Genomic DNA, 26,823 nt, shown 5'->3' with positions numbered 1-26,823 from the left:
GCTTTCCTGAGACCGGTTCTTTTGGTTTGGCAGGGCCGGTGTCAGCGTGTCTTTCCGGGCTTGCGCGAGGAACATCACGTTTCTTGCGCGCCCCCGGCCGAGTCGGTAGGCTTCCGCGACCGATTTGACCCTGGGGTGCCTTGAGCGGCTCCACGAGTCAGGATTGGAAGGACCCCTCACATGCGCGGTCGCGGCCGCGTGCCTTGGCCCGGAACTGAAAGGACTGAGCTGACCGGATGCTGTACGCAATTCTGTCAACGTTCCTGGTGGCGGCGTTTGCGCCCACGATCCACCGCCTGACCGGCCGCACCAGTGGCTGGGTGCTGGGCCTGTTGCCGGCCGGGCTGTTCGTCTATTTCCTGAGCTTCCTGCCAGCGGTGTCCAGCGGCGAATCCATCGTGCTGGCCTGGCCTTGGCTGCCGGGGCTGGATATCCAGCTCTCGTTCCTGGTGGACGGCCTGTCGCTGCTGTTCGCGCTGCTGATCTCGGGCATTGGCTTCTTCATCGTCACCTACGCCGGGCGCTATCTCGAGAAGGATCGCGACCTCGGGCGCTTCTACGTGATCCTGCTGGCCTTCATGGGCTCCATGCTCGGGCTGGTGCTGGCGGATAACCTGATCGCGATGTTCGTGTTCTGGGAGCTGACCAGTATCACGTCCTATTTGCTGATCGGCTACAACCACGAGAACGCGGATGCCCGCAAGTACGCGCTGCAGGGCCTGTTCGTAACCGTCGGCGGCGGCCTGGCAATGCTCGCCGGCATCATCATGCTGGCGATGGCCGGCGGTTCCTACGAGATCTCCGAGATCCTCTCCAACGGCGACGTGGTGCGCGAGCATGCGCTGTATCTGCCGCTGTTGTTCCTGATCCTGCTCGGGGCCTTCACGAAGTCGGCGCAGGTTCCGTTCCACTTCTGGCTACCGCGCGCGATGGCGGCGCCGACGCCGGTCTCCGCCTACCTGCACTCGGCGACCATGGTGAAGGCAGGCATCTACCTGCTGGCGCGCCTGAATCCCTCGCTCGGTGGCACGGATGTCTGGTTCACCACGCTGGTGTTGGTCGGCTCGGTGACCATGTTCACGGGTGTGTTCCTGGCCTACCGCTCCACGGGCGTGAAAAAGGTGCTGGCGTATTCCACGGTGATGGCGCTGGGCACCCTCACCATGTTGATCGGTATCGGCACCGAAACCGCGCTGATGGCGGCGATGGCGTTCCTGCTGGCGCATTCCCTGTACAAGGGCGCGCTGTTCATGGTCGCGGGCATCCTGGATCACGAGGCCGGGGCCAAGGACTTCCTGCAGACCGGCGGGCTGCGCAGCGCACTGCCGGTGACGGCGGCATTCACGATCCTCGCGGCGTTGTCGCTGGGGGGCGTGATCCCGCTGTTCGGCTTCGTTGCCAAGGAGCTGATGCTGGAGTCGGTGCTTGGGGCTCCGGGTCTGGTCGGCATCCTGACCCTGCTGGCGGTGCTGACCGCGATCCTCGGGGTGGCGGTCGCCGCGATCGTCGGCATCCGGCCGTGGTTCGGGCCGAAGGTGGAAACACCCAATACCCCGCAGCACGACGCCCCGGTGGCGATGCTGGCCGGTCCCGCGGTGCTCGCGAGCCTGGGGCTGATCTTCGGCCTGGGGCCGGGCCTTGCCGACGAGGGGCTGATCAACGCGGCCGCAGCCAGCGTGCAGGGCGCGCCGGTCGACGGCTATCTGTCGCTGTGGCACGGCCTGAACTGGCCGCTGGCGATCTCCGCCTTCAGCCTGTTGGCCGGTGGGGTTCTCTACTGGCGCTGGGAACAGGCGCGCCGCGCGCTGGCCTGGGTCGATCGCGCCGCCGAATACGGCCCGGAGAGGGGCTATTTCAAGATGATGGACGGCCTGGTCTGGCTGTCCGAGTGGCAGACCCGGGTGCTGCAGAACGGCTATCTGCGCTATTACGTGATCGTGATCGTCGTGGTGACCGCGGCTCTGGTCGGGGTCACCGCCCAGCTGTTCGAGGTTGGCGTCGGGTCGTTGAACTTCGAGGGCCTGAAGGTCCACGAGATCGCAATCCTGGCGGTCCTGGTGGCCTCGGCGCTGTTCGCGGTTCTGACCCACTCGCGACTGGGCGCGGTGGCGGCCCTGGGCTCGCTGGGCTTTACCGTGGCGCTGGTCTACGTGCTCTACAGTGCGGCGGATGTCGGCATCACCCAGGTGCTGGTCGAAACCCTGACCGTGATCCTGCTGGTGCTGGTGCTGTTCCGCCTGCCGGGCTTCCTGAACCTGTCGTCCACCGCCTTGCGTGTGCGGGATGCCGGGATCGCGCTGGTGATGGGCGGCATGATCACGCTGCTGATCCTGAGCACCGTGGATGCGCGGCTGTTCGACTCCATCTCGCAGTACTTTATCGACGAGTCGGTGCCGTCCGGTTACGGCCGCAACATCGTTAACGTGGTGCTGGTCGACTTCCGTGCACTGGATACCCTGGGCGAGATTTTCGTGCTGGCGCTGGCGGCGATCGGGGTGTACGCGATGCTTCGTTTCCGCGCGGAGGACCGCCGATGAACATGCATTCCCTGATCCTGCGCACCGCGGGACATTTCCTGCTGCCGCTGCTGCTGCTGTTTTCCGTGTTCCTCCTGTTGCGCGGGCACGACGAGCCGGGCGGCGGTTTCATTGGTGGGCTGGTCGCGGCGGCAGCGATCCTGCTGTACCTGTTTTCGATGGATACCGCGTCGGCACGCAAGGTGCTGCGGGTGGACCCTCGGGATCTTCTGGGTGCCGGCATGGTGCTGGCGGTGATCAGTGCCATTCCCGGCGTGTTTCGCGGGCAGGCCTTCTTTACTGCCCAGTGGTGGGAGTTCACTGCGCCGATCTTCGGCGAGATGAAGCTCTCGACCGTGCTGATTTTCGATATCGGGGTGTACCTGGTGGTCATCGGCTCGGTGCTGACCATCATGCTCAACCTCGCGGAGGCGGAGGACTAATGGAAGTCGTCATGGCCTTCGTGGTCGGCGGTCTCTATGCCGCGGCCATCTACATGATGCTGCGCCGCTCGATCGTGAAGCTGGTGATCGGCCTGGTACTGCTGTCGAATGCCGCCAACCTGCTGATCTTTACCGTTGCCGGCATGACGTCGGGCGCGCCACCACTGATCTCCCCCGGAGATACGGTGCCCGAGGGGGTCGCGGCCGATCCCCTGGCGCAGGCCGTGGTGCTGACGGCGATCGTGATCGGTTTCGGGGTGCTGGCGTTTGCCGTGGTGCTGATCCACCGCGCCTACGAAGTGGTGCAGGCCGATGACATGGACCAGATGAAGGACACCGATCGATGATGATGTCCGTGGCCCTCCCGATCATCGTGCCGCTGCTGGTCGGTGCGCTGTCGGTGATGCTGTGGCGTTCGCACTTCGCCCAGCGTGCCCTCGGCGTGCTCGGAACCGGATTGATGCTGGCCGTGAGCATCTGGCTGCTGGCGGATACCTGGGAACACGGGCACGTGGTGATGGAGATGGGTTCCTGGCCCGCGCCATTCGGTATCGTGCTGGTGTCCGACATGCTGGCGGCGATCATGGTGGTGCTGACCGGCATCATCGGCTTCGCCACGGCGATCTACTCGCTCTCCGGCATTGGCAAGATGTCGGAGAAGTTCGGTTACTACCCGCTGCTGCATCTGCTGCTGGCGGGGGTGAACGGTGCGTTCCTCACCGGCGACATCTTCAACCTCTACGTGTGGTTCGAGGTGATGCTGGTCGCCTCGTTCGCGCTGCTGATCCTGGGTGGCGAACGCGCGCAGATGGAAGGGGCGATCAAGTACGTCACCCTGAACCTGCTGTCGTCGATGATCTTCCTGACTGCGATCGGCCTGACCTACGGGCTGACCGGCACCCTGAACATGGCGGATATCGCCGACAAACTGTCCACCGTCGAGGACACCGGTCTGGTGACCGTGATCGCGATGCTGTACCTGGTCGCGTTCGGGGTGAAGGCGGCGGCGTTCCCGTTCTTCTTCTGGTTGCCGGCGTCCTACCACACGCCGAAGGTGGCGGTCTCCGCGCTGTTCGCGGCGTTGCTGACCAAGGTCGGGGTGTACGCGCTGTACCGCGTGTTCACGCTGATCTTCAACCAGGAAGTCAATTACACCCACGAGATCCTGCTGTGGGTCGCGGCGGCGACCATGCTGACCGGCGTGCTCGGGGCGGCCGCGCATTACGAATTCCGGCGGATCCTGTCGTTCCACATCATCAGCCAGATCGGCTACATGATCATGGGTCTGGCGCTGTTCACGCCGCTGGCCCTGGTGGGCGGGGTGTTCTACATCATGCATCACATCATCGTGAAGGCGAATCTGTTCCTGATCAGCGGGATCACGTTCGTGATGAAGGGCACCCACGAGCTGAAGCTGATGGGCGGGATCTACCGCACGCATCCGATGCTGGGCGTGCTGTTCCTGATCCCGGCCTTGTCGCTGGCAGGGCTGCCGCCGCTGTCCGGCTTCTTTGCCAAGTTCATCATCATCCGTGCGGGTATCGAGGCCGAGGCTTACTGGGTGGTGGCGGTCGCGCTGGTGGTCGGGTTGCTGACGCTGTACTCGATGATCAAGATCTGGGCCGAGGTGTTCTGGAAGGCGCAGCCCGAAGGGGTCGAGGGCCAGACGCAGGATGTCACCTCCGGCCCCATGATCTGGATGTGGATCCCGGTGATCATGCTGGCCCTGATGACCGTGGCCATCGGTCTCTACGGCGAGCCCATCTATCAGATGGCGGCGATGTCGGCCGAGCAGTTGCTGGATCCGTCGCGGTACATCGAGGCAGTACTCGGGGAGGCGCGCCAATGATCGCGCTGACCTGGAACATCGCGCTGGCCCTGATCTGGGTCTTCCTGACCGGGACGTTTACCACCGGCAATCTGTTGGTCGGGTTCTTCCTTGGCTACGTGCTGCTGGCCTTTGCCCTGCGCGACAAGCCGGGGTTTTCCAGCTACGCGCGGCGGGTGCCGAAATTCATCGGGTTTATCGGCTTCTTCCTGTGGGAACTGTTCCTGTCGAACCTCAAGGTTGCCTACGATGTGATGACCCCGACCCACCACATGGTGCCGGGTGTGATTGCCTTCCCGCTGGATGCGAAGACCGATGGCGAGATCACCATCGTCGCCAATCTGATCTCGTTGACGCCGGGGACGCTAAGCCTGGACGTCTCCACCGACAAGAAGGTGCTGTATATCCACGTGATGTACCTCGAGGACCGGGATGCGGTGATCCGCTCGATCAAGTACCTGGAACACCGCGCCCTGGAGGTCCTGCGCTAGTGGGCCATGCGGTTAATAAGGTAACGCTCAGAGCCACTGTGCTGGCGCGAATCAAGGCGCGTTTCGCAGGGAATGGCAGCGTCCTTGCCAAGAAACGCAACGCCGAGTCGCGCCAGCACAGTGGCTCCCGAAGGGCCGTCGCACAAGCGCCGTGGGCTGCGTTCCGCTCGCTTGAATGGGCGAAGGCCAGTCCTGCGCTTGCGCGCCTTGCCCACAACGCTTGTGCGACGGCTGAGCGTTACCTTATTAACCGCATGGCCCACTAGGCGCGGGGAGGTCCGATGTTCGATATCGCTATAGTTGCTTCCAACGCATTGCTGAGCCTGGCCCTGGTGCTGGCGTTCTGGCGGCTGTACCTGGGGCCGACGCTGCCGGATCGCGTGGTGGCACTGGAGCTGATTGCGTCGCTGACCATCGGCTTCATTGCGGTCTACGTGATCTCCAGTGGCCGCACCCCGTTCATCGACGTGGCGATGGTGCTGGCGTTGACCGCGTTCCTTGCCGCAGTGGGCTTTGCCCGTTACCTGGAGAAAGGGGGGCATCGGGACGATGACTGAGTTCTTGACGGGGTTGTTCCTGGTCGTCGGGGCCGCGTTCATGGTGGTCGCGGCACTGGGCCTGGTGCGCATGCCCGACCTGCCGATGCGCCTGCATGCCACCACCAAGGCCGGTGTGCTGGGGGCGGGCCTGATGATGGTCGGCGTGGCGGTCTACTTTGGCGATGGCGGGGTCACCACCCGTGCGGTGGCGGTGATTGGCTTCCTGTTGCTCACCGCACCGGTGGCCGCGCACGCGATCGGGCGCGCCGGCTACTTTGTCGGGGTGCCGCTGTGGGAGCACAGCAAGACGGACGAGCTGAAGGGGCGCTACGACGAGAAGACGCATACCCTGGCTTCGCCCCCGGAGATACAAGACGTCAACAAGGACGACCCGGCTCCACGTTCCTGAACCGGCACCCGGTTCGGGCGGACGGTTGATTACCTGGGTACGGAGCCATGGCGCTACGTCAGACACGAAAAAGCCGGGGCGCAAGGCCCCGGCCATGGGTACAGTCGTTGGAGAGACGATCGTTCCTGAATATCGGCCCTCAGGCCGCGTGGGTTTCCTTCGCCTCGCGGGCAGCCCTCGCCTGTTCCGGGTCGTAGGCTGCGCCGGACCAGAGCATCTCGTAGGCGATCTCCTCGTTTCCGTTCTCGCACAGTTCCAGTACCTGCTGGAACAGGGGCTGGAAGGTCTCGCTCTGGTGCGACGCTTCGTGTTCGTCGAAGCTATTCCAGAAGGTGATGATGAGGGCTTCCTTGTCCTTCATCGGGCTCTCGACTGCCTGGCCGATGGTGGAGCCTTCATTGGAGACGGAGCCGGAGTTCAGCGCGACAAAGCCGCCGACGAAGCCGGTATCCGAGTGATAGGTCTTTACGTTCTCGCAGAGGACTGCGACACGTTCCTGCAGATCGTCGATGGTGTATTCCGGCTTGAGGATCACGCGGTTGATGGTGACGACACCGTCGGCCGGGAAGTTGTTGATCAGTTGGCTCATGACGTTCTCCTGTTGCAGGGGAAGTGTGCCCGAAGGCACGGGTTGCTCGTTAAGTTAGTAAGCAACTTCTAATTGAAGTTCCCGAGTAAAATACTCAGGAATAGGCGAGACCCCAAAATCACCCAGAAACCGGAGGGCCCGATCCAGCGCGCCCTGGTGGAGGGAGGCGTCCTCCGCGGCCAGATGCGGGTCGTCACCGGACTTGCGTGCGATGCCCGGGTCATCTATCGTTCATTCCAATGAATATTGGAATGAACGCTGTGTCGGGACGTGAACTCAAGGATCTTCTGTACGAACAGGTGGCCCGCATCGCGCGCGCCGCGGCCAGCCCGAAGCGCCTGGAATTGATCGAGGTGCTGGTGCAGGGCGAAAAGAGCGTTGAGCAGCTGGCGGCGGATGCAGAGCTCAGCGTGAAGCTGACCAGTGCCCACCTGAAGGAGCTGCGCCAGGCGCGGCTGGTCGAGGCCCGGCGCGAAGGGCGCCATATGTTCTACCGCCTGGTGGATCAGCATGTCGCGGATTTCTGGGTGATGCTGCGCACCCTGGCGGAGGAGCGCCTGCTCGAGTTGCAGGCCGCGACCCGCGAAATGGCCGAGGGCCCTGGCGAGCTGGCCCCGATGGCGGGCCCCGAACTGCTGGAACAGGCTCGTCGCGGCGACCTCATCGTTCTCGATGTCCGTCCCGGCATGGAATACGCCAACGCCCATCTGCCGTATGCCCGATCCATCCCGATCAGCGAGCTGCGCAATCGGCTCGGCGAGCTGCCGACCGACCGACCGGTGGTGGCTTATTGCCGCGGTCCCTACTGCCTGATGGCCAGCGAGGCTGTAGAGATCCTGGCCGCGCACGGATTCCAGGCGACCCGCTTCGAGGATGGCGTCGCCGAATGGCGCTATCAGGGTCTGCCCATTACCCAGGACTCGGAATCCAACTAACCCAGGGAGAGACCGGAAATCGGTCCAGGAGGCACGTCATGTTTTTCCATCAGCTACCCACGCGGGAATCGTCGTTGTCCTATCTGTTCGGCTGTGGATCGCTAGGGAAGGCGATCGCCGTGGATGTGGTGGACGGCGACCAGGACTGGTTTCTGGAGCGGGCCCGCGAGGCGGGTGTCGCGATCACTCATGTGATCGATACGCATATCCATGCCGACCACTATTCCGGCGGCCGTGATCTGGCAAGGCGTGCCGGAGCCGAGTACTGCCTGCACGCGTCGGATCGCTCGGTGGTCGGGTTCGACTTCCACGCACTGGAGGATGGCGAGCGGATCGCGGCCGGGAATGTCGAGGTCGAGGTGATCCATACTCCGGGCCATACCGAGGACAGCGTGTGCCTGCTGGTTACCGACAAGCGTCGCGGCGATCAGCCCTGGTTCGTGTTGACCGGCGATACACTTTTTATCGGAAGCATTGGGCGCCCTGACCTGGCGGGGCGCGAGCGGGAGATGGCAGGGCGCATGTTCGACAGCCTGCAGCAACGCCTGCTGGGCCTGCCGGACGAGCTGGAGATCTACCCGGGCCATTATGCCGGTAGCGCCTGTGGCGCAGGTCTGTCCGGCAAGCCCTCGTCCACCCTGGGCTTCGAAAAGCGCTTCAACCCGGGCCTAGGGATCCGCGACCGCGACGCGTTCGTCGACTTTCTGACCGAAGACATTCCGCCGCGTCCTGCAGGAATGGATGCCTACGTTGCCGCGAACATCGCGGCCTGATCGGAAACAAGAGGGACTCGCCATGACGGACCATCGCAAGGCCGCGGAGGCCTATGCCCACCTGACGCACGGGATCCGGGAGAACCTCGGGCAGTTCGGTCAGCAGCTGATCCAGGTTTTCTTCGTCGGCCTGACGATCGGGATGATGCGCACGGTCGTGCCAGCCCTGGCGGAGAGCGAGTTCGGGGTGGCCGAGGGTTCGTTCATGCTGCTGACCGCGTTTGTGGTCGCCTTTGGCGTGGTGAAGGGGGCGCTCAATTTTGTTGCCGGTCGCCTGTCCGAACGGCTCGGCCGCAAGACCGTCCTGATGCTGGGCTGGGTGGCGGCGATCCCGATCCCGTTCATGATTCTCTACGCGCCGTCCTGGAGCTGGATCGTGGCCGCGACCGTGCTGCTGGGCGTGAACCAGGGCCTGGCCTGGTCGATGACCCAGACGGCCAAGATGGACATCACCCGTGCCGATGAACGCGGTTTCACCATGGGGATGAACGAGTTCTCCGGCTATGTCGGGGTCGCAGTGGCGGGGATCGTGACGGGCTACATGGCCGCAGCGTTCGGTCCGCGCATGGGGCTGTTGATTTTTGGCCTGGTGGTCATCGCGCTGGCGATCGTGCTGACGGCGCTGTTTGTGCGCGAGACCCTGGACTGGGCGAAGGCCGAGGGCGCGCGGCATGCCGCGGGGCAGTCCACAGGGCCCATCCCGCGGTATTCGAAGAATATCTCCGATACGCCCAGCACCTGGGAGGTGTTCACGCTGATGTCCTGGCGCGACCGGCGCATGGCCGCGTTCAGTCAGGCGGGGCTGGTCGAGAAGTTCGTGGATGCGCTGGTGTGGGTGTTTTATCCGGTGTTTCTCTACCAGCAGGGGCTCAGCCTCGCGGCGATCGGCTGGGTGGTCGGGATCTACGGGTTTGTCTGGGGCGGATCGCAGTTCCTCACCGGCCGCCTGTCGGACTATATTGGCCGCCGGCAGCCGATTATCTGGGGCATGTGGATCTGCGGCGGCGGGGTGGCCCTGACGCTGCTGGGCGAGGGCGTGCTGTGGTGGTCGTTCGCGGCGGCGGTGACCGGTCTCGGCATGGCGCTGCTGTATCCCAACCTGAGCGCGGCAGTGGCGGATATCGCGCACCCGAACTGGCGCGGTTCGGCGATCGGGACCTACCGCTTCTGGCGGGATCTTGGCTACGGAGTGGGGGCCTTCGGGTTGGGCATCGTGGCCCATATTGGCGGGTCGGTGGTCTGGGGCTTCTGGTTCGTGGTGATCGCGATGTTTGCCTCCGGCGCCGTGGTCTGGTGGTGGGGCGAGGAGACGCATCCGCGCCTGAACCCCGACGACGATTAGGCGTATGGCGTCTCGTCCGCCGGGCGCCGCTACCAGCGGCGCTTGTCCCACATCTCCGGGTTGGCCCAGAAGCGGGCGTTCAGCCAGTCGGGGGTGAGCTTGTAGTCGTACAGGCTGGTGCGATAGACCGTGTGATCCGGCGCGGCCGCCTCGGCCTCCGGGTCGTGGCGGAAGCCGAGGGCGAGGAAATCGTTCAGGCCCCAGCGTTCGTCGTCCCGGCGGTGCAGGATGAGCACCTCGTCGGCCCAGCGGTCGCGCAGCCCGCCCAGGAGTTTCTGGCCCGTCGTGACGTCCAGAGCGCTCAGCGTATCCGGCAGCAGGACCAGCGGCACGCGCGGCCCGGGTGGGTGCTCGAGAAATGCCGCGACGCTCTCCTGCTCCACGCCCGGAGGGCTTTCCTGGCTATCCGAGTCGGCCACGAGCAGGACGGTCCGGCCGTCGCGCAGGCGCTGCGGCAGGTGGCGGCGCAGGGCATCGATGTCGATCAAGCGGTACCTCCCCGGTGGTCTTGGTCGCCCCGTCCCGGGGTCGCGTTCGTTATACTCTAATGTACTCCCACATCTACTGCGGACCCGTCAGAAGGAAGCCTCTCCATGTCCAAGGATTTGCTGACCGAATTCCTCTCCAAACACCCGATCTCGGCGTCGCTGACGCCGGCCGAGGTCGAGATCCTTCTCGAATACCTGGAGGTGCTGGAAACCCACCACAAGCAGGTGATCGCCGATATCGGCGAGGTCGGGGAGTCGTTGTTCTTCGTCGTCAGCGGGACCGCCGCGCTGTACCATGACGACGGCAACCAGGAGATCGAGGTCGGTCGTATGCAAACCGGCGAGCTGGCTGGGTCCATGTCGTTCTTTGACCGCGTGCCCCGCGGCGTGCGCATGCGCGCCCTGAGCGACAATACCCGCCTGCTGCGTCTTTCGCGCTCCATGTATGACCGCCTGCGCGTCGAGCAGCCGTACATCGCGGTGAACCTGCTGGAGTTCGCCATCATCAGCCTGGATCACCTGATCCGCCGGGTCTCCGAGGACGTGGCCACCTACGCCCACTACCTCTATTCCCCGGGCAAGAAGTAGGGCGGATCGCAGGCGGAGAGCGCCGTGCTCGCATCCCTGCAGACGGTTGCCGAATACCTGTTGCTGCCCCCGGGGCTTGGGATCGCGCTGACCCTGGTCGGGGTCGTCTTCTGGCGCGCCGACTGGCGCGGGGGGCGGCCGTTATTGGCGATCGGTCTGCTGGCGCTGGTGCTGCCAAGCCTGAATGTTGTTGCCCAGCCACTGGCGCACGCCATTGAGCGCGATCTGCGTGATGCCGTGGTCGCGGTGGGACGCGCCGATGCCATCGTGGTGCTGGGCGGCGGACGCTGGCCCGGACGCGGCGAGGATGGCGGCCGCGACGCCCTGAATCCCCAGACCCACGAGCGCCTGCGCCATGCCGCCCGGCTGCACCGCGATACCGGGCTGCCGCTGCTGGTCTCGGGCGGGCGTCCGGGCGCGTTGCCCGGGCGGCGCTCCGAGGCCGAGCTGATGGCGGCCACCCTGCAAACCGATCTGGGGGTGCCGGTGCGCTGGCTGGAGAGCACCTCGCGCAACACCTGCGAAAACGCCATGCATACCCGCCAGCGCCTGCAGCAAAGCGACGTGCAACGGGTGCTGGTGGTGACTCAGGCCCTGCACATGCCGCGCGCGCTGGCCTGCTTCGAACGTGCGGGCCTGGCGGCCGACCCGGCACCGACCGGCTTTCGCGGCCCCACGGGCGATCCCCGGCGGGTCGAGGACTTCTTACCGACCCTCGAGGCCTTGGAGACGTCGCGCTTCGCGATGCGCGAATGGCTGGCCCGCCTGGCGCGGCCGCTACGCGACCGTCTGCCGGAGCGGGGCGACCCGGCCTGATGCTCGCGCTGCGCCGTGCACCGGGCTTGTATGGCGCGGCGGTCGGGCTGGTGCTCTTTCTGCTGGCGGGTGTGGCCGTGGCCGCGGATGCAGAGGCGGAGTTCGATGGCGGCATCCAGCTGGATCTGCGGATCGAATCCCTGTTGCGCGACGATCTCGACGCGCATGGCCTGAGCACCCGTGTGCAATGGACGCGCGAAGGCCTGTCCCTGGAGATCCGCGCGGATCGCGTCGAACTCCCCGAACCGATCGGAACCCTGCAAGACCTGCGTGTGGAATGCAGAGATCTGCAGGTAAGTCGTGCCGAGGTCCGCTGCGATAAGGCGCGACTCTGGGGCGATGCCGGGGATCTGCACCTGCGGGGTGCCCCGGTAGGCCTGTATTGGGGGCGCGAGACGGGCGCGCTTGCGCTGGCGGGTGCGTGGCCCGGTTGGTTCGGGGCGCAGGGCGATTTCCACGTGCGGCTGGATCCCGCCCGCGGCTGGGATGTGCGGGCCGACCTAGCTGGCCTTGACTTGGCGGCCCTGGCCGGTTCGGCGCGCCTGCCAATGGATTTGCCCGTGCATCTGGGGCAGGGCACGGCGGATCTCGCGCTGCACTGGCGTGAACGCGGGCGTTCCGAGGTCACCCTGACGGTGCATGATCTCGCATTCAGCGACGATCTGGGCCTGCAGGCTGGGGAAGAACTGGGCGGTCGGCTGCGCCTCGCGGGCGATGCCGACGGCTGGGATGTTGATCTGGCACTGACAGCGGGTGTGGTGTTCGTCGATCCCTGGTTTGTCGATCTGGATGCCGAGGGTCCGCTGGCCCTGGACGCCCGCGGGGTGGTGGTGGACGGCGAGAGCCGAGCGATGCGAGCGGAGTCGCTGTCACTGGATTATGGCGAGGCGGCCTCGCTGCAGGGACAGGGTCTCGCCTTCGCGCCCGAACGTGGTCTGGATGGCCAGTTCCGGGGTGAGGTCGGGGCACTTGGTGTGATCTACGAGACGGTGCTGTCGCCGTGGCTGGTGGGGACAGCCCTGGGCGAACTGGATGCCGCTGGGCGTATGACCGGCGAGGTCGAGGTGCAGGCCTCCGAGCCGCACTACGCCCGGCTCGAATGGTCCGGGGTCGAGGCCCAGGACCGGCGTGGGCGGTTTGGTGTGAGCGGTGCGCGGGGCGAGCTGGACTGGTCTGCCACCGTGCCGGGTGGTCCCGGCCGCATCGGCTTTGATGCCGCCCATCTGTACGGCCTGCCGTTCGACGGGTTTTCCGCCCGGGTGCGTGCGCGGCCGCAGGGGCTGGAGTTGCTGGAGGCGACCGAGATCCCGATCCTCGATGGCGGCCTGCGGGTCGGGGCCTTCAGCGTGCAGCAGACGGAGCCGGACGTGCAGTTCCAGGGCGGGATTCGGGCGATCAGTCTGGAGCCGCTGACCGAGGTCCTGGGCTGGCCCCGATTCTCCGGGCAGGTCGCCGGGATGATCCCGCGCGTGCGCCTGGAGGACGGTGATCTGAACGTGGATGGGCGGCTGCTGGTCCAGGTGTTCGATGGCGAGGTGGTGCTGCGCGATGTCTATATTCACGATCTGTTCGGGTACGCACCGGAGCTCGGGTTGTCGACGCAGATCCAGCGTCTGGACCTGGAACTGGTCACGCGGGCCTTCGATATCGGCCGGATCCAGGGACGGTTGTCGGGACACGTGAACGATCTGGTGATGGTGGACTGGTCGCCGGTGCACATGAACCTGGAGCTGATGACACCAATGGACGATCCGGGACGGCGGCGCATCAGCCAGCGGGCGGTGGAGAACATCACCGAGCTGGGTGGCGGTCTGCAGGCGGCGGCCTCGTCGATCTTCCTGCGCTTTTTCGAGAACTTCAGCTATCGCCGCCTGGGCTTTCGCTGCGAACTGCGCGGGGACGTGTGCACGGCCTCCGGGGTGGCAGATCGCCCGGACGGCGGGTTCGTGCTGGTACAGGGCGGTGGCCTGCCGCAGATCGAGGTGATCGGCTACAACCGCCGGGTGGACTGGCCGGAACTGATCGACCGCCTGGCGCAGATTCAGGGCGGCGAGGGGCCGGTCGTGCAATGAGTCAGCCGCGGTGTTTGGTTACGGTTCAGGATGATGGTGTAGATTGGACACATGCGGGGTTCACCCGCCCGAACAAGGGATGACAGGCATGAAGGCTTTGTGGAGTGTTCCGGGACTGGCTCTGATGTTCGCGCTGCTCGCGGGCTGCGTGACCATCAATATCTACTTCCCCACCGCAGCGGCGGAGGAGGCGGCGCGCGCCATCGTGCGGGATGCGCTGCAGGTGCCCGAGGCGGAGCCGGCACCGGAGCCCGAGTCCGGTGTGCAGCTGCCGCCGTCGGAGCCGCGCCACACGGGCACGGCGAGCGCCGCGCCGGTGCTGGTGTGGGTGCTGGAACGCCTGGTGAGCCCGGCCGCCGCGCAGAGCCCGGACCTGCAGATCGAGACCCCGGCCATTAACCGCATCCGGGCCTCGCTGCGCGAGCGGGGGCCGCAGCTGGCACCGCATTTCCGCAGCGGTGCGATCGGATTCGGCAACAATGCGGATGTGGTGATCCGTGATCTCTCCGAGGTTCCTCTGCGCGATCGCAGCACCGTGCAGCGACTGATCAGCGAGGAGAACTCGGATCGGGATTCGCTCTACCGCGAGATCGCCCGGGCCAATGACCGTCCGGACTGGGAACGCCAGATCCGCGAGACCTTTGCCCGCGTCTGGGTGGAAGAGGCCCCCTCGGGTTACTGGTACCAGGACGGCAACGGCCAGTGGCAGCAGAAGTAACGGCGCGTGAGGGAACCCCCCATCCACGGGAGTGATGCGTGGCCGGCATAGCCTGGGCCGAGCGCCTGGATGCCCGGCGCCGCCAGTTGACCGAGCTGGTGAATGACACGGATCTTTCGGCGTTGCCGCGCTGGAAGGCCGTTCCGCTCGGGATGGTACGCGGTGTCTTCGCGTTGGTGCGCGAGGTCTCCGAGGGGCAGCTGACGCTGCGCGCGATGAGCCTGGTGTTCACCACCCTGTTGTCGATGGTGCCGCTGCTGGCGCTGTCATTCTCGGTGCTCAAGGCCTTTGGTGCCCACAACGCGGTGGAGCCATTCTTGCTGGGCGTGCTCGAGCCCCTGGGCGAGCAGGGGGTGGAGATTGCCCACAATGTGCTCGAGTTTGTCGACAATATGCGCGTGGGCGTGCTCGGGTTCGTGGGTCTGCTGTTCCTGGTCTACACGGTCATCGCACTGGTGCAGAAGATCGAGCTGGCCTTCAACGCCATCTGGCGGGTGGAGAACAACCGCAGCCTGGCCCAGCGCTTCTCCAACTACCTGTCGGTGATCCTGATCGGTCCGGTCCTGGTGGTCTCCGCTCTGGGGGTGACCGCCACCGTGATGTCGTCGGCGGCGATGCAGACGGTCGCCGGGATCGGGCCCGTCGGTATGCTGATCACCGAGATCTCGCGGCTGGTGCCCTATCTCCTGATCATCGCCGCCTTTGCCTTTATCTATGTGTTTGTGCCGAACACCCGGGTGAAGGTGATCCCGGCGCTGCTCGGGGCCGTGGTGGCCGGGTTGCTGTGGCAGAGCGTTGGCTGGGTGTTCGCTAACATGGTGGCGGGTTCGACCCGCTATGCGGCGATCTACTCCAGCTTCGCGATCATGATCATGCTGCTGATCTGGCTCTATCTCGCCTGGCTGATCCTGCTGATCGGCGCGAACGTCGCCTTCTTCGTGCAGCACCCGGAATACATGAACGTGCGCGGTATCCGCCTGCGCTTGTCCGGCGCGGGGCGCGAGCGCATGGGCCTGCACCTGATGCAGCAGGTCGGACAGCGCTTCCATGACGGGCATCCGGCGCCGACGCTGGACGAGGTCGCCGCGGCGCTGGCCGTCCCGGGCAATGCCCTGGGAGGCTCCGCGCGCCGGCTGGAGGAGGCCGGGCTGTTGCTGAAGGCGGGCGAGGACGGGCAGCAGCTGGTCCCGGCGCGGGATCTCGACGCCATCCGTGTGGACGAGATCCTGGAGGCCCTGCGCGCGGACACCGACGACCGCGCGATCCGCCGCTTGCGCGGCAGTACCGCGGTGGAAACGACCCTGAAGGAGGTCGATTCCGCGCGCCGCGAACGCCTGGATGGACGCACACTGCGCGATCTATTGAACGAGACTTCCGGCGATTCCGGGGCGGTGGAAACCGCCTGACGGCTCGCGTGAAGGGCCGTCAGGCGCGTGGCGCCTCGGCGTCCAGGCGCTGTTGGGCGCGGTCCATCAGCTGCCCCGATACGCGCTCCACCAGCGACTGGGCCACGCGTCGCACGGCGGCATCTAGGATCGGGTTCAGCTTGTACTCCAGTTCGAAGTCCACCCGGGTATGGCCCTCGCCATCAGGGGTCAGCCGGTAACTGCCGCGATTGTGAATCCCGCGGATGGAGCGCCAGGCGAAGTGTTCGGGGGCGATGGCGCTGCAGACTTCGACGTCGAAGCCCATGCGCATGCCGGCGGCGCGAATGGTCCAGCGGTAGCAGTCATCGCCCAGCGGCTCGATATGTTCCACGTGGTCGCACAGGTCCACGAAATTGGGGACGTGGCTCAGGAGCTCGAAGACCCGATCCGGCTCGGCGCGCAGGGAGGTGGAGTGGCTGATCGTTCGCATGGCGGATTCGTCTTCGCTGGCGGCTCTTTGGACTAAGAGCCTGGCGCGGGTTCGGGGTTCCACGCAAGTGTGGGTCGGATCGGTTTCCACCGGCTTGTCGCATCCGGGGTGGGGGCCTACGATGTTTGCTTATGCTGGCGACCCCCGGATGCCCTTGATGTCCACCGCGCAACAATGTCCCGAACCCGACTTCCTGCAACGATTCGAGGCCGGTTCCACCGGCATCCTGTACTGGGAGCAGCTGGATCAACTGTGGGAGCGTCTGCGCGAGCGCGCGGACGCCGGATGGTATGTCTATGCGGTGGGCGACGACGTCCCGGATCAGCCGGTGCCGGAGGAGACCTTCCGGCGTTTCGTCGACGAGGTCGACGCCCTGCTGCGGCGTGATCACGACGAGGATTACTGCGGGATCGTGTACGTCGACGACCGCGAGCATCCGGAGTTCGTGAAGATCTTCGATCCCAACAACCTCGGCTCCAGCTGCGGCTCCTCCGGGCTCCGGGTCCTGCCGGGCTGGGTCGTGTCGCGGGTGCCGCCGGTGGACCTCGAGGTCGCGGTGCCGCCCACCGGCAGTCGTCGGCGCTGGTGGCAGCGGCTGTTCGGTGGTGCACAGTGAGACCCAGGGCCGGGTTGCTGGTGCGGTTCGTCCGGGCGCGGCTGGAAGCGTAGCGTGAGCGAGTCTGTCTGGCAGCGCCTGCGCGCCCAGTCCCGGTTGTTCATCGCCCTGGGCATTCTGATCCTCGTGGTGGTCTGGATCGTCTCCGGGATGCTCGCGCGCGAGACGGAGGAGGCGCCGCGGGCAAGCGATCCCCAGCCCATGGCGGTGGCGGTAACGGCGCTCACGGCCGAGCCGGTAGAGCGTTTGTTGGTGCTGCAGGGGCGGGTGGAACCGGACCTGCGCGTGATGGTTCGCGCGGAGACCGCCGGCCAGGTCGCCGAATGGGCCGTGGCCCTTGGGGCGCGGGTGGCTGTGGGGGATGAACTCGCGAACCTGCGCATGGATGATCGCGAGGCGCGGCGGCGCCAGGCAATTGCCCGGTTGCGCGGGGCGGAGGAGGTGCGGTTCGTTTCGCGCGTGGCCGAACCGGGCACGCAGACCTTTCGCGTCGAGATCGCGGTGCCGAACCCGGACGAGGCCCTGCCGTCGGGTATCAGTGCCGGCGTCGAGATCCCGACCGCCGTGGTGCAGGCGCACAAGCTGTCCCCGGCCTGGATGGGGCTGGATGACGCCGGGCGCGTGGGGGTGAAGACGGTCGACGCGGCGGATCGGGTGGTGTTCCACGCCGTGGAGGTGATCCGGGCCGCGGTCGATGGCGTCTGGGTGACCGGTCTGCCCGAAACGGCACGGGTGATCACCATCGGCCACGGTTTCGTGACCGATGGCGAGCGGGTGCGCCCGCAAGCGACGCAGGCGGACCCCGGGGCGATGGTGCCGGAATCGGTGGACGAGGCGGCGCCGTGAGGTCCCTGATCGCCTGGGCGGTGGCACATGCCCGGACGGTACTGCTTTTTCTTCTGTTGATCCTGGTGCTGGGGGCGACCGCCTACCACATCGTGCCCAAGGAGGCGGCACCGGAGATCGATGTGCCGATCTTCTTTGTCTCGGTGCCGTATCCCGGGGTCAGCCCGGAAGACGCCGAGCGCTTGATGCTGCGGCCGCTGGAGCGCGAACTGCAGGCACTGCCCGGGGTGGACGAGATGCAGTCCTGGGCGGGTGAGGGTTTTGCCCTGGTGCGTCTGGATTTCGAGCCGGGCTGGGACAATCGCCGGGCGCTGTCGGACCTGCGCGAGGAGGTCGACCAGGTGCGCCCCGAGCTGCCGGCGGGTGCGGAGGAGCCGAGCGTCTCCGAGGTCGATCTGTCGCTGTTTCCGGTGCTGACGCTGAATCTCTCCGGGCCGCTGGACGAGCGGGCGCTGGTGCGCCTGGCGCGCGAGCTGCGCGATCGGGTCGAGGCGATCCCCGGGGTGCTGGAGGCGGATGTCGGCGGGGATCGCGAGGAGCAGATGGAGGTCCTGGTCGATCCGCTGGTGCTGGAGACCTATGAACTGTCCTTCAGCGAATTGACCCGCGCGATCGAGCGCAACAACCGGCTGGTGGCGGCCGGCGCGCTGGACACCGGGGCCGGACGTATTCCGCTACGCGTGCCGGGCACCATTGATGATGTCGACGACGTGCTGGACACCGCGATCCGTGTGGAGGGCGATGCGGTGGTGCGGGTGCGCGATGTCGCGGAGGTGCGTCAGACCTACCGCGACCCCGAGGGCTTCACCCGCATCGATGGTCAGCCTTCGGTGTCCCTGGAAATCCGCAAGGCGTCGGAGGCCAATGTCCTCGAGGTGGTCGCGGCCGCCCGCGCGACCATCGAGGCTGCCCGCGCCGACTGGCCGGAAGCCGTGGAGGTGACCTATCTGCAGGACATGGCGCGGGATGTAGGTGACCTGTTGGGGGACCTGGAGAACAGCGTGATCACGGCGATGCTGATCGTGGCGCTGGTGATTCTGGCGATGATGGGGGCGCGGGCGGCGCTGCTGGTAGGAATGGCGATTCCCGGGGCCTTCCTCGGCGGCATCCTGGTGATCTACCTGATGGGTTTCACACTGAACGTGGTGGTGCTGTTCGGCCTGATCCTGGTCGTGGGCATGCTGGTGGACGGTGCCGTGGTGGTCGTGGAGCTGGCGGATCGCTATGTGGCCGAGGGCATGGCCCGGGCAGATGCGTTCCGCGCGGCTGCCCAGCGCATGGCCTGGCCCATCACCACGGCCATTGGGACCACGCTGGCGGTGTTCGCGCCCATGCTGCTGTGGCCCGGCATGGTCGGCGAGTTCATCGTCTACCTGCCGGCCACCGTGATTGTGACCCTGATCGCCTCGCTGGCGATGGCACTGGTCTTTATCCCGGCGCTGGGTGCCGTGATCGGGCAGAGCCGGCCAATCAACGCCGCGCAGACGCGCTACGTGCGCGCGGCAGAGGAGGGACGCTACGACGAACTGCAGGGGATTACGCGCGCCTATATCCACCTGCTGCAATCCCTGGTGCGGCATCCCGGCTGGACGCTGGCCGGGACGGTCGCGGTGGTCGTGGTGGCCTACGCGCTGTATGCCACGCAGGGCCGGGGTGTGGAGTTCTTCCCGCAGGTCGAGCCCGACTTCGTGCAGGTCCAGGTGCAGGCACGCGGCGATCTCTCGGTATGGGAGGCGGATGTCCTGGTCCGCCAGGTGGAGGGCACTCTGCACGGCGTACCCGAGATCCGCCACGTCTACGCGCGCACCATCGGGACCCAGCTGGGTCGTCTGCAGGGCGACTACGCCGAGGACGTCATCGGGGTGATCCAGCTGGAACTGATTGGCTGGCGGCAGCGGCCACCGGCGGAGTCGATCATCGAAGATCTCCGCCGGCGGACCGCGGACCTGCCGGGGATTCGCCTGCAGTTCCGGGCCCAGGAACGTGGACCGAGCGAGGGTCGTCCGATCGTGCTCGAGGCCGCCAGCGCTGACCCCGAGCGGATCGCACCCGTGATCCGGCAGCTGCGCGCCGAGATGGACGCCCTCGGCGGGTTCGTGGACGTGACCGACGACCTGCCCTTGCCCGGGGTGGAGCTGGAGGTGCGCTTTGACCGTGAACAGGCGGCTCGCTTCGGGGTTGATGTCCCGTTGCTGGGCGAGGGCGTGCAACTGCTTACCAGCGGGATCTTGCTGGGAACCTACCGTCCGGACTACAGCGACGAGGAGGTTGATATCCGCTTGCGCTTGCCGGCCGCGCAGCGGCATCTTCAGCAGCTGGCGGGCCTGAACCTGCCGGGGGCCACCGGGCTGGTTCCGCTGGCCCATTTCGCCGAGCTGGTGCCGGTGCCGGCGACCGGTCTGATCAAGCGCCGCGATGGCCAGCGTGCGTACACCCTGGAGGCGGATGCGGGCCCCGGCTATCTGGTAGACGAGCGCCAGCGTGCGCTCGAAGGCCGGATGGCCGACCTGGAGCTGGACCCCGAGGTGCAGCTGCGCTTTCGCGGTCAGGCCGAGGAGCAGGCCGAGGCCACGAACTTCCTGCTGGGGGCGTTCGGGCTCTCGCTGTTCCTGATGCTCGCGATGATGGTGACCCAGTTCAATCGCTTCTCCCAGGCCTTTCTGGTGCTCTCGGGGATCGTGTTTTCCACCGCCGGGGTGCTGCTGGCGTTGCTTCTGCGCGGGGAGCCCTTCGGTATCGTGATGAGCGGGATCGGCGTGCTGGCGCTGGCGGGGATCGTGGTGAACAACAACATCGTGCTGATCGATACCTACAACGAGCAGCGCAGGCTTGGGCTGGATGCGATGGAGGCGGCCCTGCGCGCGGCCGCGCAGCGGATGCGGCCGGTGCTGTTGACGGCGATCACGACCATCCTCGGCCTGTTGCCGATGGTGCTGGCGTGGACGGTGGACTTTGCCGGCCGGGACTTCTACGTGGGTGCGCCGGTCACCGGGTTCTGGGTCCAGCTGGCGACGGCCATCGCCGGAGGGCTGTTGTTTGCGACTCCGCTGACCCTGCTGTTTACGCCCGCCATGCTGGTTTTGCTGGACCGTTGGGGTCTGGACCGACGGCCGGTATCGGTGGGCGGGTCGGCTTCCGCGGTCAGCGGCTCGCCAGGCGCTTGATGCACTCGAGGTAGGCGTTCTCGTCCGGCGCGGCGTTGCTGCGCTGGGCTTCCCACAGGATCTGGCCCAGGCATTCCATCATCCGGTGCTCGGCATCCATGACGCCAAAGCGGGCGCACAGCCCCTGGTGCAGCTGGCGGGTGCCGGCCGGGCGGTCGGTGCGCGCCTGGTCGCGCAGGCTCAGGTGCATCGCCATGTGCAGGAACGGGTTGGAGGTGCCGAGCTCGGGCGGGAATTCGCCGGTCAGCGCGGTCTCGCGGTCTTTCAGGTAGTCGTGGTACTCGGGGTGTTCCGAGATCACGTCCACCAGTTGCTGCTCCAGATCGGTCAGGGCCTCGCCGGCCTGCGCCTTCTGCCAGGCGTCGACGAACTGGGTGCGGATCTGGTCGCGGTTGCCGTACATGGGAGGTTCCTTGAAGGGGGTAGGTTCGTTCAGGCGCCGACAGGGGGAGGTGTCTTTGCCTTGTATTCGCACAGGTCCGCGATCGGGCAGCGCCAGCACTCCGGCTTGCGCGCCTTGCAGACGTAGCGCCCGTGCAGGATCAGCCAGTGGTGGGCGTCCTGCAAGTAGGCCTTCGGGGTCAGGCGCATCAGGCGCTTCTCCACCTCCAGTACGGTCTTGCCCGGAGCCAGGCCGGTGCGGTTGGCGACCCGGAAGATGTGGGTGTCCACCGCGATGGTGGGGACGCCGAAGGCGGTGTTGAGGATGACGTTCGCGGTCTTGCGCCCGACGCCGGGCAGGGCCTCCAGCGATTCGCGGTCACGGGGGACCTCGCCGCCGTGGCGCTCGACCAGCATGCGGCAGGTCTTCATTACGTTCTCGGCCTTGGCGTTATACAGGCCGATGGTCTTGATGTGTTCCTTGAGGCCGTCGAGGCCCAGCTCGAGGATCGCCTCGGGCGTGTTGGCGACCGGGTAGAGGCGGCGCGTGGCCTTGTTGACGCCGACATCCGTGGCCTGGGCGGACAGGATGACCGCGATCAGCAGTTCAAACGGGGTGGCGTAGTCGAGCTCGGTGGTCGGCTCGGGGTTTGCCGCCTTCAGGCGTTCGAAGATGGCTTCACGATTCGCGGCATTCATGGATGCGGAGGCTCCAAACAAACCGGCCCCGCTTCGCGGGGCCGGCAACTCGCGTAGTGACGTTGCTCAGACGTGGCGGAAGAGGCCGACATCCGGCGCGGCGTCGCGCGGGTTGGACTCGGCTTCCTTCTCCAGGTCCTTGATCAGCTTGGCGTGCTTCTCTTCGATGCCGTGCATCGCCTTTTCGTCCATCTTCGGGAAGATGACGTCACGGATGAACGAGCCCAGCTCGTCCAGGCAGCTCGGCCAGTACTTGTCGTTCAAGTGGAACGCATGGTGGGCATGGGTGCCCATCGGGTAGCTGTCGAACTTGCGGATCATGGTGTAGGACAGGTCGCTGTCCTTCTCGACAAAGTCCTTGGCGAAGTCGTACCACCACTTGTAGTACTTCTCCTGGAGCTCGTCGTTGAACCCGTGATTCTCGAAAAAGGCGGCGATCGTGCCGCGCGGGGCGAGGCCGTAGCGCGTGCCGCGCTTGCCAGCAAACGGGAAGTGTCCAGCCATGCCAATCTCCTGGGACGTTTGAATGTCCGGGGCGGTGGCCCCGGTAGAACGGATTCGTGGCGCCGGAAGTTTACCGGCTGACAGCCAGGAATCAAGGCCGGAGCCGATCAGGCGTTGTCGGGGCTCGCCTCGGTTGCGGTCGCGGTCTCGTCGCCGGTGGGGTTCGGTTCTGCTTCAAACTGGCTGTCAATCCAGTTCTTGGCGGCGATCAGCAGGCCCATGGCCATGAAGGCGCCGGGGGGCAGCAGGGCCAGCAGGAAGCCGTGCTCGGACGGGTAGAGCTGCAGGGTCATGCCGTGGCCCCAGTCGCCGAACAGCAGGTGGGCGTTGGCCATCAGGGTGCCCTGGCCGAGGACTTCGCGTAGGGCACCCAGGGCAATCAGTACGCCGGTGAAGCCCAGCCCCATCATCAGCCCATCCAGCGCGGCGCGCGGGACCGAGTTGCGCGAGGCGAAGGCCTCGGCGCGGCCGATGATGGCGCAGTTGGTCACGATCAGTGGGATGAAGATGCCGAGGATCAGGTACAGCCCGTGAAACCAGGCGTTCATCGCCAGTTCGATGGCGGTGACGATGGAGGCGATGATCAGCACGTACACCGGGATGCGGATCTCCGGGCGCGCATGGTCGCGGATCAGCGACACCAGCACGTTCGACAGCAGCAGGGTCAGGGTGGTCGCGATGCCGAGGCCAATCGCGTTGACCATGGTGCCGGAGATCGCCAGCAGCGGGCACAGTCCCAGCAGCTGCACCAGCCCGGGGTTGTTGTGCCACAGGCCGTCGCGAATGATGTCGGTCAGGGTCGGGTTCATCGGTTTGCCTCGTCGTCCCCGTTGATCTCGCTGGTCGGGAGCGGTTCCGTGACGGAGCCGGTGTCCTCGGGCCGGGTCGCCAGCAATTCGTCACGGTGATGGTCGAAGTATTCCAGCGTGCGATAGACCGCGCGAACCACCGCACGCGGGGTAATGGTGGCCCCGGTGAACTGGTCGAAGACTCCGCCGTCCTTGCGCACGTGCCAGCCCTCGGCCGGCGGGTCGCCCAGCGAGCGCCCGTCAAAGCCGCGGATCCAGTCGGAGCGCTCGGCCTCGATGGCATCGCCCAGGCCCGGGGTCTCGCGGTGCGCGGAGACCCGCACGCCCTGGAGTTCGCCGTCGCGGTCGATGCCGATCAGCAGGTGGATGTTGCCACTGTAGCCGTCGGGGGCGACCGCGGAGAAGACGATACCCACCACTTCGTCGTCCGCATCGCGGGCGAACCAGGCGGGCAGGTGGGCGCCGCCCAGCAGATCGTGGTCCAGGTTGATGGTGTCGTGGACCGGGTCGTTGCGGTAGTCGAGTTCCCCGGTCAGCTCCGCGATGCGGTTGCGGTTGACCGCCATGCGGTTCTCCGCGATGCGCGCCTCGGTCGAGTCCTGGACCAGGGCGACGATGCCGGCCCCGGCGGCGGCAAACCCAGCGAGCAGGGCGGTCGCCAGCAGGATGTCCCGTGGCTTCAGGTTACCCATGGCCGTCCCCCGGTGGCGGTCCGCGGCGCTCGCGCCCGAAGATGCGCGGGCGCGTCAGGTGGTCCAGCGTCGGGGCGACCATGTTCATCAACAGTACGGCGAAGGCGACCGCATCCGGGTAGCCGCCCCAGGTGCGGATGACGAAGATCAGCACGCCGATGCCGGCCCCGTAGAGGATGCGCCCCAGCGGAGTGGTGGAGGCGGACACCGGGTCGGTGGCGATGAAAAAGGCGCCGATGATCACCGCGCCGCTGAATACATGGAAGGCCGGCGAGGCGAAGGAGTCCGGGTCCAGCATCCAGAAGAAGCCGGCCGGGATCGCCACGCCCAGGATCACCGCCGCCGGGATGTGCCAGTGGATGATCCGCCGGAACAACAGGTACAGCCCGCCGAGCAGGAAGAAATTGCCGATCCACTCCCAGCTGGTTTCGCTGAAGCTGCCGAACAGCGGGCTGGTGGTGACCTCGTTGACCGTGCGCCCGGCGCCCAGGCCCTCGCGCATCGCATCCAGCGGTGTGGCGCGGGTGATGGCATCCCAGTCCATGGCGGCCGGGAGGCTGCCGGTGAGGACCGTCTGCAGCGTCTGCCCGAGGCTCAGCGACATCTCGGACAGGGTGTCCGGGGCTGGCCACAGGGCCATTTCGCGCGGGAACGAGACCAGTACCACCACGTAGCCGACCATCGCCGGGTTGAACGGGTTGTAGCCCAGGCCGCCATACAGGTGCTTGGCGACGATGATGGCGAAGGCGATGCCGATCAGGGTGACCCAGACGGGTGTGAGCGGCGGTACCGCCAGCGCGAACAGCCAGCCGGTGACGATCGCCGAGTTGTCGCCCAGCGTGGCCATCACCGGGCGCTTGCGGGCAGCGACGATCGCGGCCTCGAAGGCCACCGCGAACAGCACCGCCAGGACCACATTGACTAGTACGCCCCAGCCGAAGAACCAGGCCATGGCGAGAGTGCCGGGCACCAGAGCCATCAGGACCTGCTGCATGACCCCGCCCACCGAGTGGGCCGGGATCATGTGTGGCGAGGATTCGGTGCGAAAGCGCATCAGCGGTTGCCCGTGTCCGTGGAATCGCGTTCGTCGGGTTTGGCGGTGGCCGCGTCCGGTTGTTCGGTCTTCGAGTCCTCGGTTGCCTCCCCGGCCTTGGCGGCCTTGCGCGCCCGGGCGCGCTCCAGCGCGGCCTGGATGGCGGCCTGCTTGTCGCTGTCGGCGTTACCGTCGCCATCGGCGCTGCTGTCTTTCTTCTTGAGCGCGGCCTTCTTTTTGGCCATGCGTTCGGCCTTTTCGCGTTCCTCGCGCTCGATGCGTTCCTGGCGGAACTCGTAGCGTTCGCGCGCGATGTCCGACTTCTGGCGCTCCTTCTCGCGCGCCCAGATCTCGTTCTTGGCATAGCGGTAGTACTGCACCAGCGGGATGTTGCTGGGGCAGACATGCGCGCAACAGCCACATTCGATGCAGTCGAACAGGCCATACTCCTGGGTCGCGTCGAAGTCCTTGGCCCTGGCCTGCCAGTAGAGCTGCTGCGGCAGCAGCTGCGCCGGGCAGACAGCCGCGCACTCGCCGCAGCGGATGCAGGGCATCAGCGGGCCGGGTGCGGGCGTGTCCTGCGGGCGGGTCGCCAGCAGGCAGTTGGTCCCCTTGATCACCGGGATGGCGTCGTCATGGACCGCGAAGCCCATCATCGGGCCGCCCATCACCAGGCGGTCCACGCCCTCGGCATAACCACCGGCGGCGGCGATCACATCGGCGAACGGGGTCCCCAGCAGGGCCTCGACATTGCGCGGATGCTGCACGCCCGGCCCGGTGACGGTGACGATGCGCGACAATAGCGGGCGACCCTGGATCACCGCATCGCAGACCGCCTTGAAGGTACCCGGGTTGTTGCAGATCATCCCGATATCGGCCGGCAGGCCGCCGCTGGGGACCTCCTGGCCGGTGAGGACCTTGATCAGCTGGCGCTCGCCGCCGGTGGGATAGATGGATGGGACCGAGACCAACTGGACCCGCTCGCGCAGTTCGCCGGGGAGGGTCTCGGTCAGTGCCCGCATGGCCTCCGGCATGTTGTCTTCTACCGCGAACAGTACGCGCTCCACACCCAGCAGGTGGGCGACGATGCGGATGCCCTCGAATACCGCCTCGGGGGCGCTGCGCAGCAGCGAGTCGTCGGCGCTGATGTAGGGTTCGCATTCGGCCCCGTTCACGATCAGCGTGTGGATGCGCTGGCCGGCCCGCGGATTGAGCTTGACCGCAGTAGGAAAGGCCGCCCCGCCCAGTCCGACGATCCCGGCATCGCGAATGCGCTGGCGCAGCTTGCGCGGGTCGCGGGTGTCCCAGTCCAGCCAGGGCTCCATGCGGGTTTCGCCCCAGTCGTCGCGGCCATCGCTCTGGATGGTTATGCAGGGGGCGCTGAGGCCCGAAGGGTGGGGTACCGCATGGTCGGCGATCTCCACCACCTCGCCGGAGGTGGGGGCATGCACGTGGGCTGCGATATAGCCCTTGGACTGGCCAATCCGCTGGCCCTTGGTCACACGGTCCCCGACCGCCACGCAGGGCTCCGCCGCCTCGCCGATATGCTGGCCCAGGGGGACGATCAGCCGGGACGGCACGCCCATCACCAGCACCGGGTCGCGGGTGCTGGCGTCGGTCTCTTCGGCCAGTTTCAGGCCCCCATGGAAGCGATGCAGCTGCATAAGCGTATTCT

General features: G+C 66.5%; 28 protein-coding genes. 18 read left to right on the top strand and 10 right to left on the bottom strand.

The window, feature by feature from the left end; all coding sequences use genetic code 11:
* The first annotated feature begins 236 nt into the window (after positions 1-236).
* From F816_RS0105005 to mnhG, 7 genes are all read left to right on the top strand, one after another.
* Entirely contained in the window at positions 237-2,537 is a 2,301-nt protein-coding gene (locus F816_RS0105005) for a putative monovalent cation/H+ antiporter subunit A (RefSeq protein ID WP_019593786.1), read from the top strand.
* Positions 2,534-2,959: a Na+/H+ antiporter subunit B gene (locus F816_RS0105000; protein WP_019593785.1), complete on the top strand. Its 426-nt coding sequence runs from the start codon at positions 2,534-2,536 to the stop codon at positions 2,957-2,959. Before F816_RS0105005 ends, F816_RS0105000 begins: the two co-directional genes overlap by 4 nt.
* Positions 2,959-3,306: a Na+/H+ antiporter subunit C gene (locus tag F816_RS0104995; RefSeq protein ID WP_018146063.1), complete on the top strand. Its 348-nt coding sequence runs from the start codon at positions 2,959-2,961 to the stop codon at positions 3,304-3,306. The genes F816_RS0105000 and F816_RS0104995 overlap by 1 nt, the downstream gene beginning before the upstream one ends.
* Positions 3,303-4,808: a Na+/H+ antiporter subunit D gene (locus tag F816_RS0104990; RefSeq protein WP_019593784.1), complete on the top strand. Its 1,506-nt coding sequence runs from the start codon at positions 3,303-3,305 to the stop codon at positions 4,806-4,808. Before F816_RS0104995 ends, F816_RS0104990 begins: the two co-directional genes overlap by 4 nt.
* Entirely contained in the window at positions 4,805-5,278 is a 474-nt protein-coding gene (locus F816_RS0104985; protein WP_018948589.1) for a Na+/H+ antiporter subunit E, read from the top strand. Before F816_RS0104990 ends, F816_RS0104985 begins: the two co-directional genes overlap by 4 nt.
* A 281-nt stretch (positions 5,279-5,559) precedes the next feature.
* Positions 5,560-5,835, top strand: coding sequence for a cation:proton antiporter (locus tag F816_RS0104980; RefSeq protein ID WP_019593783.1), 276 nt, complete (start codon positions 5,560-5,562; stop codon positions 5,833-5,835).
* Complete coding sequence (mnhG, locus tag F816_RS0104975; RefSeq protein WP_019593782.1) at positions 5,828-6,226, top strand: monovalent cation/H(+) antiporter subunit G; 399 nt, start codon at positions 5,828-5,830, stop codon at positions 6,224-6,226. Before F816_RS0104980 ends, mnhG begins: the two co-directional genes overlap by 8 nt.
* Positions 6,227-6,365: 139 nt before the next feature.
* Here the strand turns inward: mnhG and F816_RS0104970 are convergent, their stop codons facing one another.
* Positions 6,366-6,815, bottom strand: coding sequence for a hypothetical protein (locus F816_RS0104970; protein WP_018146058.1), 450 nt, complete (start codon positions 6,813-6,815; stop codon positions 6,366-6,368).
* A 251-nt stretch (positions 6,816-7,066) separates the two neighbouring features.
* Here F816_RS0104970 and F816_RS0104965 point away from each other — a divergent pair, with 251 nt between their 5' ends.
* From F816_RS0104965 to F816_RS0104955, 3 genes are read left to right on the top strand one after another with little or no spacing between them, the layout of a single operon-like run.
* A complete protein-coding gene (locus tag F816_RS0104965) occupies positions 7,067-7,750 on the top strand; it encodes a metalloregulator ArsR/SmtB family transcription factor (protein ID WP_018948585.1) in 684 nt (227 codons plus the stop codon).
* 38 nt (positions 7,751-7,788) lie between these two features.
* Entirely contained in the window at positions 7,789-8,523 is a 735-nt protein-coding gene (locus F816_RS0104960; RefSeq protein WP_019593781.1) for an MBL fold metallo-hydrolase, read from the top strand.
* Between the two features lie 22 nt (positions 8,524-8,545).
* Positions 8,546-9,865, top strand: a complete 1,320-nt coding sequence (locus tag F816_RS0104955; protein WP_019593780.1) for an MFS transporter — start codon at positions 8,546-8,548, stop codon at positions 9,863-9,865.
* Positions 9,866-9,894: 29 nt separating this feature from the next.
* Here the strand turns inward: F816_RS0104955 and F816_RS0104950 are convergent, their stop codons facing one another.
* Positions 9,895-10,353: a DUF6231 family protein gene (locus tag F816_RS0104950; protein WP_019593779.1), complete on the bottom strand. Its 459-nt coding sequence runs from the start codon at positions 10,351-10,353 to the stop codon at positions 9,895-9,897.
* A 105-nt stretch (positions 10,354-10,458) separates the two neighbouring features.
* Between F816_RS0104950 and F816_RS0104945 the strand changes: the two genes are divergently transcribed.
* The 5 genes from F816_RS0104945 to F816_RS0104925 all read left to right on the top strand — a co-directional run bounded on the left by F816_RS0104945 (position 10,459) and on the right by F816_RS0104925 (position 15,953).
* The gene (locus tag F816_RS0104945) at positions 10,459-10,941 is read left to right on the top strand and encodes a Crp/Fnr family transcriptional regulator (protein ID WP_018948581.1); all 483 of its coding nucleotides are present in this window, start codon (positions 10,459-10,461) and stop codon (positions 10,939-10,941) included.
* 24 nt (positions 10,942-10,965) lie between these two features.
* On the top strand, positions 10,966-11,757 hold the full coding sequence (locus F816_RS0104940) for a YdcF family protein (RefSeq protein ID WP_019593778.1): 792 nt from the start codon (positions 10,966-10,968) through the stop codon (positions 11,755-11,757).
* Positions 11,757-13,829, top strand: a complete 2,073-nt coding sequence (locus tag F816_RS0104935; protein ID WP_019593777.1) for a hypothetical protein — start codon at positions 11,757-11,759, stop codon at positions 13,827-13,829. Before F816_RS0104940 ends, F816_RS0104935 begins: the two co-directional genes overlap by 1 nt.
* 88 nt (positions 13,830-13,917) lie before the next feature.
* The gene (locus F816_RS0104930; RefSeq protein WP_038085394.1) at positions 13,918-14,547 is read left to right on the top strand and encodes a YdbL family protein; all 630 of its coding nucleotides are present in this window, start codon (positions 13,918-13,920) and stop codon (positions 14,545-14,547) included.
* A gap of 38 nt (positions 14,548-14,585) precedes the next feature.
* Positions 14,586-15,953, top strand: a complete 1,368-nt coding sequence (locus F816_RS0104925) for a YihY/virulence factor BrkB family protein (RefSeq protein WP_019593775.1) — start codon at positions 14,586-14,588, stop codon at positions 15,951-15,953.
* 19 nt (positions 15,954-15,972) lie between these two features.
* Here the strand turns inward: F816_RS0104925 and F816_RS0104920 are convergent, their stop codons facing one another.
* Positions 15,973-16,404: an SRPBCC family protein gene (locus F816_RS0104920; RefSeq protein ID WP_019593774.1), complete on the bottom strand. Its 432-nt coding sequence runs from the start codon at positions 16,402-16,404 to the stop codon at positions 15,973-15,975.
* A gap of 157 nt (positions 16,405-16,561) precedes the next feature.
* Here F816_RS0104920 and F816_RS0104915 point away from each other — a divergent pair, with 157 nt between their 5' ends.
* The 3 genes from F816_RS0104915 to F816_RS0104905 are packed head-to-tail and all read left to right on the top strand — an operon-like array spanning position 16,562 to position 21,030.
* On the top strand, positions 16,562-17,020 hold the full coding sequence (locus F816_RS0104915; RefSeq protein WP_019593773.1) for a hypothetical protein: 459 nt from the start codon (positions 16,562-16,564) through the stop codon (positions 17,018-17,020).
* Between the two features lie 54 nt (positions 17,021-17,074).
* Positions 17,075-17,866 carry a hypothetical protein gene (locus tag F816_RS0104910; protein ID WP_019593772.1) on the top strand — a complete coding sequence of 264 codons (792 nt, stop codon included), beginning with the start codon at positions 17,075-17,077 and terminating at the stop codon, positions 17,864-17,866.
* A complete protein-coding gene (locus F816_RS0104905) occupies positions 17,863-21,030 on the top strand; it encodes an efflux RND transporter permease subunit (protein ID WP_019593771.1) in 3,168 nt (1,055 codons plus the stop codon). The genes F816_RS0104910 and F816_RS0104905 overlap by 4 nt, the downstream gene beginning before the upstream one ends.
* On the opposite strand, the gene F816_RS0104900 is transcribed toward F816_RS0104905, so the two are convergent.
* From F816_RS0104900 to rsxC, 7 genes are all read right to left on the bottom strand, one after another.
* Positions 21,008-21,433 carry a DUF1841 family protein gene (locus F816_RS0104900; RefSeq protein ID WP_018146044.1) on the bottom strand — a complete coding sequence of 142 codons (426 nt, stop codon included), beginning with the start codon at positions 21,431-21,433 and terminating at the stop codon, positions 21,008-21,010. The two genes, F816_RS0104905 and F816_RS0104900, sit on opposite strands and share 23 nt — an antisense overlap.
* A gap of 29 nt (positions 21,434-21,462) precedes the next feature.
* The gene (nth, locus tag F816_RS0104895) at positions 21,463-22,110 is read right to left on the bottom strand and encodes an endonuclease III (RefSeq protein ID WP_019593770.1); all 648 of its coding nucleotides are present in this window, start codon (positions 22,108-22,110) and stop codon (positions 21,463-21,465) included.
* A 66-nt stretch (positions 22,111-22,176) separates the two neighbouring features.
* Positions 22,177-22,614, bottom strand: coding sequence for a hypothetical protein (locus tag F816_RS0104890; protein ID WP_019593769.1), 438 nt, complete (start codon positions 22,612-22,614; stop codon positions 22,177-22,179).
* A gap of 107 nt (positions 22,615-22,721) precedes the next feature.
* A complete protein-coding gene (locus tag F816_RS0104885) occupies positions 22,722-23,423 on the bottom strand; it encodes an electron transport complex subunit E (RefSeq protein ID WP_019593768.1) in 702 nt (233 codons plus the stop codon).
* Positions 23,420-24,115, bottom strand: coding sequence for an electron transport complex subunit RsxG (gene rsxG, locus F816_RS0104880; RefSeq protein WP_019593767.1), 696 nt, complete (start codon positions 24,113-24,115; stop codon positions 23,420-23,422). Before rsxG ends, F816_RS0104885 begins: the two co-directional genes overlap by 4 nt.
* Positions 24,108-25,169 (bottom strand): electron transport complex subunit RsxD, encoded by a 1,062-nt coding sequence (gene rsxD, locus F816_RS0104875; RefSeq protein ID WP_019593766.1) that lies wholly within the window; start codon positions 25,167-25,169, stop codon positions 24,108-24,110. Before rsxD ends, rsxG begins: the two co-directional genes overlap by 8 nt.
* Positions 25,169-26,812, bottom strand: a complete 1,644-nt coding sequence (rsxC, locus tag F816_RS0104870) for an electron transport complex subunit RsxC (protein WP_019593765.1) — start codon at positions 26,810-26,812, stop codon at positions 25,169-25,171. The genes rsxD and rsxC overlap by 1 nt, the downstream gene beginning before the upstream one ends.
* Between the last annotated feature and the right edge of the window lie 11 nt (positions 26,813-26,823).

This window comes from Thioalkalivibrio sp. ALM2T (assembly GCF_000381505.1).
Taxonomy (GTDB): Bacteria; Pseudomonadota; Gammaproteobacteria; order Ectothiorhodospirales; family Ectothiorhodospiraceae; genus Thioalkalivibrio; species Thioalkalivibrio versutus.
This window is presented reverse-complemented; position numbering and strand designations above follow the sequence as displayed.